12 protein-coding genes are annotated in these 13077 nt (G+C 69.5%); all 12 read left to right on the forward strand.

Annotation, left to right across the window (positions count from 1 at the left end):
- The first annotated feature begins 16 nt into the window (after positions 1-16).
- The 12 genes from ADE01S_RS11920 to ADE01S_RS11975 all read left to right on the forward strand — a co-directional run bounded on the left by ADE01S_RS11920 (position 17) and on the right by ADE01S_RS11975 (position 13077).
- Positions 17-1522: an ABC transporter substrate-binding protein gene (locus tag ADE01S_RS11920; protein ID WP_062681906.1), complete on the forward strand. Its 1506-nt coding sequence runs from the start codon at positions 17-19 to the stop codon at positions 1520-1522.
- 92 nt (positions 1523-1614) lie between these two features.
- Positions 1615-2532, forward strand: a complete 918-nt coding sequence (locus ADE01S_RS11925; protein ID WP_062681907.1) for an ABC transporter permease — start codon at positions 1615-1617, stop codon at positions 2530-2532.
- On the forward strand, positions 2529-3395 hold the full coding sequence (locus ADE01S_RS11930) for an ABC transporter permease (RefSeq protein WP_242663471.1): 867 nt from the start codon (positions 2529-2531) through the stop codon (positions 3393-3395). Before ADE01S_RS11925 ends, ADE01S_RS11930 begins: the two co-directional genes overlap by 4 nt.
- A gap of 1 nt (position 3396) precedes the next feature.
- On the forward strand, positions 3397-4395 hold the full coding sequence (locus ADE01S_RS11935; RefSeq protein ID WP_062681908.1) for an ABC transporter ATP-binding protein: 999 nt from the start codon (positions 3397-3399) through the stop codon (positions 4393-4395).
- Positions 4392-5204, forward strand: a complete 813-nt coding sequence (locus tag ADE01S_RS11940) for an ATP-binding cassette domain-containing protein (RefSeq protein ID WP_062681909.1) — start codon at positions 4392-4394, stop codon at positions 5202-5204. The genes ADE01S_RS11935 and ADE01S_RS11940 overlap by 4 nt, the downstream gene beginning before the upstream one ends.
- A complete protein-coding gene (locus tag ADE01S_RS11945; RefSeq protein WP_062681910.1) occupies positions 5201-6337 on the forward strand; it encodes a lactonase family protein in 1137 nt (378 codons plus the stop codon). Before ADE01S_RS11940 ends, ADE01S_RS11945 begins: the two co-directional genes overlap by 4 nt.
- A gap of 67 nt (positions 6338-6404) precedes the next feature.
- A complete protein-coding gene (locus tag ADE01S_RS11950) occupies positions 6405-7418 on the forward strand; it encodes a TRAP transporter substrate-binding protein (protein WP_062681911.1) in 1014 nt (337 codons plus the stop codon).
- Entirely contained in the window at positions 7418-7900 is a 483-nt protein-coding gene (locus tag ADE01S_RS11955) for a TRAP transporter small permease (RefSeq protein ID WP_062681912.1), read from the forward strand. Before ADE01S_RS11950 ends, ADE01S_RS11955 begins: the two co-directional genes overlap by 1 nt.
- Before the next feature lie 4 nt (positions 7901-7904).
- On the forward strand, positions 7905-9188 hold the full coding sequence (locus tag ADE01S_RS11960; RefSeq protein ID WP_062681913.1) for a TRAP transporter large permease: 1284 nt from the start codon (positions 7905-7907) through the stop codon (positions 9186-9188).
- Positions 9185-10114, forward strand: coding sequence for an HpcH/HpaI aldolase/citrate lyase family protein (locus ADE01S_RS11965; RefSeq protein ID WP_062681914.1), 930 nt, complete (start codon positions 9185-9187; stop codon positions 10112-10114). Before ADE01S_RS11960 ends, ADE01S_RS11965 begins: the two co-directional genes overlap by 4 nt.
- Positions 10111-11814, forward strand: coding sequence for a thiamine pyrophosphate-binding protein (locus ADE01S_RS11970; protein ID WP_062681915.1), 1704 nt, complete (start codon positions 10111-10113; stop codon positions 11812-11814). The genes ADE01S_RS11965 and ADE01S_RS11970 overlap by 4 nt, the downstream gene beginning before the upstream one ends.
- Positions 11815-11832: 18 nt before the next feature.
- Positions 11833-13077 (forward strand): Zn-dependent hydrolase, encoded by a 1245-nt coding sequence (locus tag ADE01S_RS11975; protein WP_062681916.1) that lies wholly within the window; start codon positions 11833-11835, stop codon positions 13075-13077.

Raw genomic sequence — 13077 nt, forward strand, 5'->3', positions numbered from 1 at the left:
ATATCAAGGTGAAAACATGCAGCTGACCCGTACCGTAAAGCTGGTGAGCGCGGCGCTACTTGCGCTCGGCGCCCACCCCGCCCAGGCCAACAAGGCCGACAATTCCCTCAACATCGCCTTCGACGCGGCCCCGGCCACGCTGGATGCCTACAAGGAATCGGACCGCCCGGGCCTGGCGCTGGCGCGCATGGTCTTCTCCGGCCTGCTGCAGAAGAACCAGGACACGGGGGAATTCGGCCCGGCCATCGCCACCGGCTACAAGTTCGTGGACGACACCACCATCGAACTGCCGATCCGCAAGGACGTGAAGTTCCACGACGGCACGCTGCTCACCATCGACGACGTGCTGTACACGCTGAACCTGGTGTCCTCCGAAGGCTACAAGGCGCGCTTCCAGAACCAGGTCGCGTGGATCGCCAAGGTGGAAAAGGCGTCCGACGACACGGTCCGCATCAAGATGAAGACGCCGTACCCGCTGGCGCTGGAGATGCTGTCGGAGAACCTGCCCATCTATCCGCGCAAGTACTACGAGGCCAACCAGTCCGACATGGGCGCCAAGCCCATCGGCACCGGGCCCTACCGTTTGGTCGAGAGCCTGCCGGGCAGCCGCTACGTGTACGAGCGCTATGAAGACTACTTCGGCCCCAAGCCCGCGGTGCAGAAGCTGGTGGTGCGCGTGCTGCCCGACGCCAACACGCAATACGCCGAGCTGCTGTCCGGCGGCCTGGACTGGATCTGGCGCGTGCCGCCCGACGTGGCCAAGCGCATGGAGAAGCAGCCCACGGTCACGGTCAAGAGCAGCAGCATCATGCGCATCAGCTACATCTCGCTGAATCCGCGCTTCGACGACGGCAAGTCGCCCCTGGCCAGGCAGGAAGTGCGCCAGGCCATCAACCATGCCATCGACCGCGAGGCCATCCGCAAGGCATTGGTGGGCGGCGCGTCCAAGGTGATCGACGCGGCTTGCAATCCGGCGCAGTTCGGTTGCGCGGCCGACGTCCAGTCCTACAAGTTCGATCCCGCCCGCGCCAAGCAGCTGCTGGCCCAGGCCGGCTATCCCAACGGCGTCACGCTGGACCTGGTGATCTCCGCGCCGCCGCGCGCCATCCTGGACGCGGCCGCCGCGCAGATGGCGCAGGCCGGCATCAAGCTGAACCTGGTCGAACAGCAGTACGGCACCGCCATGACCAACTGGCGCGAAGGCAAGATCGCCATGCTGTCCTCGAACTGGGGCTCCTACGGCATCGCCGACGCGGCGCTGTCCACCAGCAATTTCTTCCGCGGCGGCCCGGACGATCAGGCCCGCAACCCCGAGGTCATCAAGTACCTGGAAACCGCCGACACCAGCGTCGACCGCGAGCTGCGCGCCAAGAACTACGGCGCGGCGCAGAAGATCGTGGCGGAACAGGCGTACTGGGTGCCGCTGTGGAACCACTCGCTCAACGCCGTGCAGGCCAAGGACCTGAACTTCTCGGTCGACGGCGACGAGTTCCCGCGTTTCTACAAGGCCTCCTGGAACTGATCCGGATTGCCGGCCGCGCCGGCGCGGTTCCCCTTCCCGGCGCCCTCGCGCCCGGAAGGCGGCCGCCGGCGCTCACCGACAAAGGTTGACCCATGATTGCATTCCTGTTCCGCCGCCTGCTGGTGTCCGCGTTGCTGGTGGTGTTCGTGTCGCTGATCAGCTTCTCGCTGGTGTTCGCCTCCGGCAATCCGGCGGCGCGGCTGGCCGGCGAAGGCAGCGCCGCCGACGCCGCGCGCCTGTCCCAGCTGCACGGCTTCGACGATCCCATCCTGGTGCAGTATGGCCGCTGGCTGGCCGGCGTGGCCCGCGGCGACTTCGGCGACAGCCTGTACTTCAGCCGCCCCGTGGCCGAACTGCTGGGCCAGCATTTCCCCGCCACCGCCAAGCTGGGCCTGACCGCGATGCTGTTCGCCTTGTTGCTGGCCATTCCGCTGGGCGTGATCGCGGGCTTGCGCAAGGGCTCGCTGGCCGACCGCCTCACCATGCTGCTGTCGGCCTGCGCCCAGGCCATGCCGCCGTTCTGCCTGGCCTTCCTGCTGATCATCGTCTTCAGCGTGCGCAATCAGTGGCTGCCGGCCTCCGGCTTCGACTCCTGGAAGCATTACGTGATGCCGGTGACGGCGCTGGGCCTGTTCGCCATGCCCGCCATGCTGCGCCTGATGAAATCCGAAATGGAAACCGTGCTCGCCACCGACTACATCCGCACCGCCCGCGCCATGGGCCTGGGCGGCCCCAGCGTGGTGCTCAAGTACGCGCTGCGCAACGCCTTGCGCCCGCTGGTGTCGCTGGCGGCGGCCCAGATGGGCACGCTGCTGGCCGGCTCGGTGGTGATCGAGACCGTGTTCGCCATCAACGGCGCCGGGCTGCTGGCCTGGACCTCGATCCTGCGCGGCGATTTCCCCACCATGCAGGCGCTGATCCTGATCTTCGCCCTCATCTACATCGTCCTCACCCTGGTCGCCGACCTGATCAACGGTTGGCTCGACCCCCGCGTGCGAGTGTCATCATGAGCAGTATCGCCTCTACGCTTCCCGCTCCCGGTCGCGGCGAACGCGCCGCCCGGCTGGGCCGCCGCTTCGGCCTGGTCATGCTCGCGCTGCTGGTGCTGGCCGGCCTGATCGGCCCCTACCTGATTCCGCACGATCCATATACGCAGGATCTGCTGGCCCGGCTCCAGGAGCCCGTGTGGGGCGAGGACGGCAGCTGGAACCACATCCTGGGCACCGACCAGCTCGGTCGCGACGTGTTGGCGCGCGCCCTGTACGGGGTGCGCGTGTCCGCCCTGATCGGCCTGTCTGTGGCGCTGATGGGCGGGCTCATCGGCACCACGCTGGGCGTGGTCGCCGGCTACTTCGGCGGCCCGGTGGACCGCGCCGTGTCCTTCCTGATCACCGCCCGCCTCGCCCTGCCCATCATCCTGGTGGCGCTGGCCGTGGTGTCGGTGGTGGGCGCATCGCTCACCGTCGTGGTGCTGGTGCTGGGCCTGCTGCTGTGGGAGCGGTACGCGCTGGTGGCGCGGACCATGGCGGCCGGCCTGCGCAACGCCGAGTTCGTCACCGCGTCGCGGCTGCAGGGCTGCACCCATCTGCAGATCATCTGGCGCGACATCCTGCCCAATCTGGTGGGCAACCTCCTCATCATCGGCACGGTGGACGCGGCCATGGCCATCACGCTCGAAGCCTCGCTGTCCTTCCTGGGCCTGGGCGTGCCCGCGCCAATGCCCTCGCTCGGCCTGATGATCGCCGAGGGCAAAGAAAACATGCTGTTCCAGCCTTCGCTGGTGGTCATTCCCAGCGTCGTGTTGTTCGTGCTGGTGCTGTGCGTCAACCGGGCGGGCGAGTCGCTGCGCGCCGTTCAAATGAAGAAGGGCTGACATGAACGCCATCGCCCAACCCCTGCTGCGGGTCCAGGACCTGCACATCGACATCCACACGCCCACCCACGTCAAGCACGTGGTGCGCGCCGTGGACTTCAGCCTGGAACGCGGCAAGACGCTGTGCATCGTGGGCGAATCGGGCTGCGGCAAGTCGCTGACCGCGCTGGCGCTGCTGGACCTGCTGCCGGCGGCCGCCCGCCGCCGCGTGGCGAAGCTGGAATTCGCCGGCCAGGACCTGGCCGCGCTGACGCCGGCGGCGCTGGCGCAACTGCGCGGCGCCCGCATCGCCATGATCTTCCAGGATCCGATGACCTCGCTCAACCCGGTGTTCCCGATAGGCACCCAGCTGATCGACGTGCTGCGCCGCCACAAGCGCGTCAGCCGCCGCGAGGCCGCCGAGCGCGCCGAATACCTGCTGCGCCGGGTCGGCATCGCCAACCCCGGGGAGCGCATGCGGCAGTATCCGTTCGAGCTCTCGGGCGGGCTGCGCCAGCGCGTGATGATCGCCATGGCGCTCATGTGCGGCCCCGAGCTGCTGATCGCGGACGAACCCACCACGGCCCTGGACGTCACGGTGCAGGCCGAACTGCTGGACCTGCTGCGCGACATCCAGGCCGAATTCGGCCTCGGGCTGGTGTTCATTTCGCACGACATGGGCCTGGTCGCGCGCATCGCCGACCACGTCATCGTGATGTACGCGGGCGACATCGTCGAGGCCGGCAGCGTGCAGGCCGTGCTGGAGCGCCCCAGCCATCCCTATACGGCGATGCTGCTGAACTGCATCCCCCAGCCCGGCCGCACCGCGCCCCGGGCCGAGCTGCCCACCATCGCCGGCGCCGTGCCCTCGCTGGACGCCGCCATCACCGGCTGCGCCTTCCGCGACCGCTGCCCGGTCGCCGAGCCGCGCTGCGGCCAGCCATTCGCGGCCCGCGTGCAGGACGGCCACCGCTGCTACTGCGTGAAACCCGGCGCGATGCGCCATGGAGTCCCGGCATGAACGCCCATTCTTCCCGCGGCGCCAGCATCAGCCTGGACGGCCTGTCGTTCCAGTACGGTCGCGCCAGCCTGTTCTCGCGCCGCCCCGCGCCCCGCATCCTGCACGACATCGACCTGCACGTGCCGGCCGGCCGCACCGTCGGCCTGGTGGGCGAATCCGGCAGCGGCAAGTCCACCATCGCCAAGCTGATGCTGGGCCTGCTGGCGCCCACCCAGGGCCGCGCGCTGCTGGACGGCCAGCCGCTGACGGCCATGCCCGCCCGGGCCCGCGCCCGGCGCATCCAGATGGTGTTCCAGGATCCGTATTCCTCGCTCAACCCTCGCCGCACCATCAGCGAAATCCTGACCGCGCCGCTGCAGGTGCACGGCATCGGCGACGCCGGCGCGCGCGCGGCTTCGGTGCGCCGCATGATGGACGCCGTCGGCCTCGTGCCGGCCTTCGCCTCGCGCTATCCGCGTGAATTGTCGGGCGGCCAGCGCCAGCGGGTGGCCATTGCGCGCGCGCTGATGCTGGAGCCGCAACTGGTGATCTGCGACGAGCCGACCTCGGCGCTCGACGTTTCCGTTCAGGCGCAGATCCTCAACCTGCTGATGGAATTGCAGCGCGAGCGCGGCCTGGGCTACCTCTTCATCAGCCACAACCTGGCCGTGGTGCAGCACATCGCCGACGAGATCGTGGTGCTGCAGGGCGGCCGCGTGGTCGAGCGCGGCCCCGCCGAGCAGGTCTACTTCGCCCCGACCCACCCCTACACCCGGCAGCTCATCGGCGCCACGCTGGCCGTGCCCGATCTCCAGGAAATGGCGGCATGACCCAGGCCAACTCCCCCCATCTGCTGCTCGTCGGAAACGACCAGAAGGTCACCTGGAACGACGGCAGGATCCGGTTCCTCGCGCCCGGCCACGACACCCTGAGCATTTTCGATGCCGGCGCCGATCCGGCCCGCCCCGAGCCGGTCGCCACGCTGGCGCTGCCCAACTCGCTGTTCGGCCCGCCGGTCAACCTTGCGGTCGCGCCCGACCAGCGCCTGGGCCTGATCGCCGATTCCATGGCCTGGCCCGCGCGCGACGACGGCGCCGGCTGGCAGCCCGCGCCGGGCCGCGACCTGTACGTGATCGACCTGGCGGCCCGCCCGCCGGCGATTGCGCAGCGGCTTGAAGTCGGCCTGCAGCCGTCCGGCCTGTCCATCAATCGCGCCGGCTCGCTGGCGCTGGTCGCCAACAAGGCGGGCCGCTCGGTATCGGTGCTGCGCATCGCCGGCGGCCGCGTCGAGGTATGCGGAGAAGTCGACGTCGGCACGCCCGTGGTCGCCGTGTCGTTCTCCGCCGACGGCCGCCGCGCCTTCGTGGTCAAGACCGACACGCACCGCCTGGGCGTGCTGCGCATCGATGAAAGCAATGCCGCGCCCCGCGTGACCCACGACCCCGCCGAGGACCTGACGACCGGCCTGGTGCCCTTCAATCTCGTGGTGTCGCCCGACGGCGCGCTGGCGCTGGTGGTGGACATGGGCAGCCCGACGGCGTCGGACGGCCACGCCGACTCCGTCAGCGTGATCGACCTGACCGCCACGCCGCCGCGGGTGATCGACCGCGTCATGGTGGAAGACGGCCCCGAAGGCATCGCCATCAGCCCGGACGGCCGCTACGCCGCGGTCGCCATCGTGCAAGGCTCGAACAACCCGCCCGACGAGTGGTTCCACCACCCCCGCGGACAGATCGTGCTGCTGCGCATCGACGGCCTGCGCGTCACCCGCGCCGGCGCCATCGAGGTCGGCGCGCTGCCCGAGGGCGTCGCCTTCAGCCCCGACAGCCGCTACCTCTACGTCGGAAATTTCCTGGACGCGGAAATGCAGGTGCTGGCCGTCGGCGACGAGGGCCTGTCCGACACCGGCACCCGCGTCCCCTTGCCCGGCCGCCCCGCCTCGATGCGGGCCCAATCCTATTGAACGGGGCCCGCCCCGCCCATTCCTCCCCTCCCGCCCCGCCCTAACCATCCGCTACTGGAGTCTCGCCATGACCAACGCTTTCCGATTCGCCCCCGCGCCGCGCGCGCTGCGCGCCCTGCTGGGCGGCGCCCTGCTGACCGTGGCCGGCCTGGCCCCGCTGTCGGCCCACGCCCTGGACATCAAGCTCGGCCACGTGCTGGCCCCCAGCCACAGCTGGAACAAGGCGGCCGAAGGCTTCGCCGCCGAAGTGAAGGAAAAGACCGCCGGCCGCGTCAATTTCGTGCTGTTCCCCAGCGGCCAGCTGGGTAACGAAAAGACCATGCTGGAAGGCCTGCAGATCGGCAGCCAGGGCGCGGCCATCATCGGTTCGGGCTCGCTGCAGCCGATCGAGCCGAAGTTCGGCGTGGTCGAACTGCCCTACACGTGGACCACCTCCGGGCAGGCCTACAAGGCCTTCGACGGCGAACTGGGCGCCGCCCTGTCCAAGCTGGCCGACAAGAAGAACCTGGTCATCCTGTCCTGGTGGGAGAACGGCTTCCGCCACGTCACCAACAACCGCGGCCCGGTCGCCAAGCCGGCCGACCTGGCGGGCCTGAAGACCCGCGTGACGCCGGACAAGATGCGCCTGGATACCTTCACCGCGCTGGGCGCCAACCCCGCGCCCCTGGCCTTCGGCGAACTGTACTCGGCCCTGCAGCAAAAGGTGTTCGACGCCCAGGAGAACCCGCTCTCCATCATCTACACCTCGTCGTTCTTCGAAGTGCAGAAGTACCTGTCGCTGACCGGCCACGTCTGGGGCCCGGCCAACCTGATCGTCTCCAAGCCGGTCTGGAACAAGCTCTCGGCCGAGGACAAGCAGGTGGTGCAGGCCGCCGCCGACAAGTGGCGCGACGCCCAGCGCAAGATGATCAGCGAGGGCGACCAGCAGTTCATCGCCCAGCTCAAAGAAAAAGGCATGCAGGTCAATGAGGTCGACAAGGCCGCCTTCGCCGCCGCCGTCGAGCCCGTCTGGAAGACCTACTCGGTCACCTACGGCCCCGAGCTGATGGCCCTCGTGCAGAAGTACCGCGAGGCCAAGTAATGCTCAACCGACTGTCCGCGATCCTGTCGGGCATCAGCAAGGCCTTCGCCGCCCTGGCGGTGGCCTTGCTGGCGATCCTGATCTCCTACGTGGTGTTCGCCCGCTTCGTGACCCACACCACGCCGCACTGGGCCGAGGAACTGCCCCGCCTGGTGCTGGTGTGGTCGGCCTTCATCGGCGGCGTCACCTGCAGCTTCGAGCGTTCGCACCTGATGGCGGGCCTGCTGCCCTTCATGGTGCGCAACCCCCGGGTGCTGGCCGCGTTCGAGCGCATCAACCAGGCGCTCATCATCGTCGGCCTGGCGGCGCTGGGCTATGCCGGCTGGCAGCTGGCCGAGCTGACCATGGACCAGACGCTGCCGGCGCTGGACGTTTCGGCCGGCACGGTCTACCTGGCCTTGCCCTTCGCCTGCGCCATCACCGTGGTCGTGCACCTGGCGCAGCTGTTCTCCCCGGTGCCCGCCACCGCAGTAAAGGATTGACATAATGTCTTCGGGTGCTCTCTTCCTGATGGGCGTGTTCACGGTCACGGTGCTGATCGACATGCCCATCGCTTTCGGCCTGGTGCTTTCCTGCCTGGCCTACCTGGCCGTCTACGACTCCGCGCCCCTGATGGTCGCGGCGCAGCAGTACGTGGTGGGGCTGGACAGCTTCACGCTGCTGGCCATTCCGCTCTTCATCCTGGCCGCCCAGCTGATGAACGGCGCCGGCCTGACCCAGCGCATCGTGCGCCTATGCGCGGCCATCGTCGGCGACATCAAAGGCGGCCTGGCCGTCGTCGCCGTGCTGGCTTGCCTGATGTTCGGCGCGCTGTCCGGCTCGGGCGTGGCCGACGTGGTCGCCATCGGCAGCCTGCTGCTGCCGGCCATGGCGCGCAGCGGCTACGACAAGGGCTTTTCCTGCGCGCTGGTGGGCAGCGCCGGGGCCACGTCCACCATCATTCCGCCCAGCATCGTGCTGATCGTGTACGGCACCATCACCGACACCTCGGTGGGCAAGCTGTTCATGGCCGGCATCATCCCGGGGATCCTGCTGGGGCTGTCGCTGATCGGCGTGGCCATCTGGCAGTCGCGCAAGCACAACTGGGCCGGCGGCCAGCCGTTCAGCGGGTCCGAGCTGCGCGCCGCGGCCATCGACGCGCTGCCGGCGCTGATGGTGCCGGTGCTGATCATCGGCGGCATCCGCTTCGGCATCTTCACGGCCACCGAGGCCGCCTCCAGCGCCATCGTCTACGCGCTGCTGGTCGGCTTCTTCTGGTACCGCACGCTGAGCCTGAAGTCGCTGTGGGACAACCTCAAGTCCACCGGCGAGAGCAGCGCGTCCATCCTGCTCATCATCGGCGCCTCGGGCCTGTTCGCCTGGGTGCTGGTGGCCGAGCAGGTGCCGCAGGCCCTGTCCACGCTGCTGGTCGACTGGACCGACAGCCGGGTCGCGGTGCTGCTCGTGCTCACGGTCGTGCTGTTGCTGCTGGGCACCTTCATGGAGGCGATCCCGGTCATCATCATCGTGGCCCCCGTTGTCATGCCGGTCCTGGCGCACTACAACATTGATCCGGTGCACTTCGGCATCCTGCTGTCGATCAATATGGCCATTGGCGCCAATACGCCGCCGGTCGGGGTCGACCTGATGGCCGCCTGCAAGATCGGCGGCATCAACATGATGCAGACGCTGCGCCCGCTGTCCTGGATGATGCTGGCCATGACCGCCGTCATGCTCCTGCTCACTTTCGTTCCTGAACTGGTGCTCTTCCTGCCGAGGCATGTGCAATGAACCCTGCTAAACCCACCCTGCGCCCCGCGGCCCTGCGCCGCAGCTGGATGTTCGTGCCCGGCATGGATGCCGGCGCGCAAGCGGCCGCCCTGGCCAGCGGCGCCGACGCCCTGGTCGCCGACCTGGAAGAGTTCACCGCGCCGGGCGACCGGCCGGCCGCCCGCGTCCGCATCGCGGCGCTGTTCCCGCGCTGCCGCGCCCAGGGCGTGGTGGCCGCCGCGCGCATCAACAAGCTGGAAGAGGACGGCCTGGCGGACCTGCGCGGAATCATGCCCGGCGCCCCGGACGCGGTGTTCCTGCCGCATGCCGAAAGCGCGGCGCAGATCGCGGCGCTGGACCAGGCCATCACCGCCCTGGAAGCCGAGCTCGGGCTGCCCGCCGGCAGCACCGAGATCGTTCCCACGCTGGAATCCGCGCTGGGCGTGCACCGCGCCTACGAGATCCTCACCGCCAGCCCGCGGGTCTCCGCCAGCCTGCTGGCCGCCGAAGACCTGACCGCCAGCCTGGGCGCCGAACGCGGCAAGGACGGCATCGAGCTGCATCACCTGCGCGCGCGCTTCCTGGTGGACTGCACCGCCGCCGGGGTGCTGCCGATCGACTGCCCCTTCAACTACCGCGACCTGCCGGCGCTGGAAGCCGACCTGCGCTGGGCGCGCCGCCTGGGCCTGAAGTCCAAGTGCGCCACCGTGCCCGAACAGGTGCCGATGATCCACGCCGTCTTCACCCCTGCCCCCGACGAAGTCGCGGCCGCGCACGACTGCGTGTCCCGCTTCGAGGCGCAGCGGGCCGGCCGCAACGACGCCGAGCGCATCGATCCGCCCGTCTACAACACCGCGCGCCGCCTCTTGGCCCGCCACCACCAATTCGAACGTTGGGCCGCCGCGCGCCGCGCGCAGGCCAGCCCGCAACAAGGAGACTCCGAATGACGCCAGCCGCAATCCCCGAACGCAACGGCGGCCAGATCCTGATGCAGCAATTGCGCATCCATGGCGCTCGCCGCGTGTTCATGATTCCCGGCGAAAGCTACCTGCCGTGCATCGACGCGCTCAACGAGCACACCGATGCCATCGAGCCCATCGTCTGCCGCCAGGAGAGCGGCGCGGCCTACATGGCCGAGGCCTACGGCAAGCTGACCGGCGAGCCCGGCATCTGTTTCGTGACCCGCGGCCCGGGCGCCACCAACGCCAGCATCGGCGTGCATACCGCCTTCCAGGACTCCACGCCGATGATCCTGTTCGTCGGCCAGGTCGGCAACGACTTCATGGAACGCGAAGCCTTCCAGGAAATCGACTACCGCCGCATGTTCGGCCAGATGGCCAAGTGGGTGGCGCAGATCGACCGCACCGACCGCATCCCCGAGTACATTTCCCGCGCGTTCGCCGTGGCCACCAGCGGCCGGCCCGGACCGGTGGTGCTGGCGCTGCCCGAGGACACGCTGTGGGGCCGGGCCAGCGTGTCCGACCTGCCGCGCTACACCCGGGTGCGCAGCCATCCCGGCGCCGAGGACCTGGCGCGCATGACCCAGCTGCTGGACGCGGCCGAGCGCCCGTTCCTGCTGCTGGGCGGCAATGGCTGGCACCAGGCCGCGATCGACCAGATCGCCGGCTTCGCCGAGCGCTTCGAGCTGCCGGTCGGCACCGCCTGGCGCCGCCTGGAAGCCTTCGACCAGCGCCATCCCAATGCCGCCGGCCACGTGGGCTGGGCCATGACGCCCGCGCTGCGCCAGCGCCTGCTCGACGCCGACCTGGTGCTGGCGGTCGGCACCCGCCTGGGCGAAGCCACCACCGAGGGCTACACCGTCATCGAGAGCCCGCTGCCCCGCCAGAAGCTGATCCACGTCTACCCCGACGCGGCCGAGCTGGGCCGCGTGTTCTCGCCCACCCAGGCCATCGTGGCCGATGTGGCAAGCTTCGCCGCCGCCGCGGCCACGCTGGTTCCCGGCCATGCCTCGCCGCGCGGAGAAGCCGTGCGCGCCGCCCACGAGGAACTGACCGACAGCCTCGCCCCGCTGCCCTCGCCCGGCCCGATGAGCCTGGACGAGGCCGCCGCCTACGTCGACGCCCACATCCCGCCGGACGCCTGCATCACGGTGGGCGCGGGCAACTACGCCCTGTATCCGCACCGTTACCGCCGCTACGCCGGCCCGGGCAGCAGCCTGACCCCCACCGTGGGGTCCATGGGCTACGGGCTGCCCGCCGCGATTTCCGCCAAACTCGAAAACCGCGACCGCACCGTGGTGTGCTACGCGGGCGACGGCTGCTTCCAGATGAACATGCAGGAACTGGGCGTGGCGCTGCAATACCGCCTGGGCGTGGTCGTGCTGGTGTTCAACAACGGCATCTGGGGCACGATCCGCGCCCACCAGGAACGCGAATTCCCGGCCCGCGCCATCGCGCTGTCCTTCGAGAACCCGGACTTCACCCAGATCATCCGCGGCTACGGCGGCCACGGCGAGGCCGTGGAGCGCACGGCCGACTTCGGCCCGGCCTTCGAACGGGCGCTGGCCTTCGCGCAGCGCGAGAACCTTCCGGCGCTGCTGGAGATCCGCTACGACGCCAACGGCATCTCGCCGGGCGAAACGCTGACGGGCATCCGCGACGCGGCGCTGGCCCGCGCGGCCCACTGACAAGCAGGAGCTATCGACATGACGACGACTATTTCTATCGACGGGCAGCGGCTGTGGAAGTCGCTGATGGATCTGGCCCGGATCGGCGCCACGCCCAAGGGCGGCAACTGCCGGCTGGCGCTGACGGCCCTGGACGGCCAGGGCCGCGACCTCGTCACCGGCTGGATGCGCGATGCCGGCATGACGCTGCGCGTGGACCAGGTGGGCAACATCTTCGCGCGCCGCGCCGGCCGCGACAATGACCTGCCGCCGGTCATGACCGGCAGCCACATCGACACCCAGCCCACCGGCGGCAAGTTCGACGGCTGCTACGGCGTGCTGGCGGGCCTGGAGGTCATGCGCACGCTGAACGACCACGGCGTCGTGACCGAGGCGCCGCTGGAAGTGGCGATCTGGACGAACGAGGAAGGCTCGCGCTTCGTGCCGGTGATGATGGGCTCCGGCGTGTTCGCCGGCAAGTTCCCGCTGGAAGTGGCGCTGACTGCCACGGACCGCGACGGCAAGTCGGTGGCCGACGAGCTGGCCGCCATCGGCTATGCGGGCGCGGACCCCGTCGGCGGCCGCCCGGTAGGCGCGTACTTCGAGGCGCATATCGAGCAAGGCCCCATCCTGGAACACGAGGAAAAGGTAGTGGGCGTGGTGACCGGCTCGCTCGGCCTGCGCTGGTACGACGTGACCATTACCGGCATGGAAATGCACGCCGGCCCCACCCCGATGCCGATCCGCCGCGACGCGCTGTACGCCGCCAGCTTCCTGCTGCAGGCCGTGGTCGACATCGCCAACGCCAACCAGCCCCATGGCCGCGGCACCGTCGGAGAGATCCACGCGCACCCCGGCTCGCGCAACGTCATCCCCGGCCAGGTCCGCATGACGGTGGACCTGCGCCACGAAGACGAGGCCACCCTCACGGAGATGGACCGCCGCTGGCTGGAAATCTGCGCCGAGATCGCCAAGCGCCATAACGTGGACGTGGACGTCAAGCACGTGCAGTACTTCCCGCCCACCCCGTTCGACCCGGACCTGGTCGGCAAGGTGCGCAACGGCGCGGCCCGCCGCGGCCTGGCCGCCATGGACATCGTGACCGGCGCCGGACACGACGCCGTCTACATGGCCAGCGTGGCGCCGACCGCCATGATCTTCGTGCCCTGCAAGGACGGCGTGAGCCACAACGAGATCGAAGACGCCAAGCCCGCCGACCTGGAAGCGGGTTGCAACGTGCTGCTCGACGCCATGGTGGCGCGCGCCAACGCCAAGCAGGCATGA

This window comes from Achromobacter denitrificans NBRC 15125, assembly GCF_001571365.1.
Taxonomy (GTDB): domain Bacteria; phylum Pseudomonadota; class Gammaproteobacteria; order Burkholderiales; family Burkholderiaceae_B; genus Achromobacter; species Achromobacter denitrificans.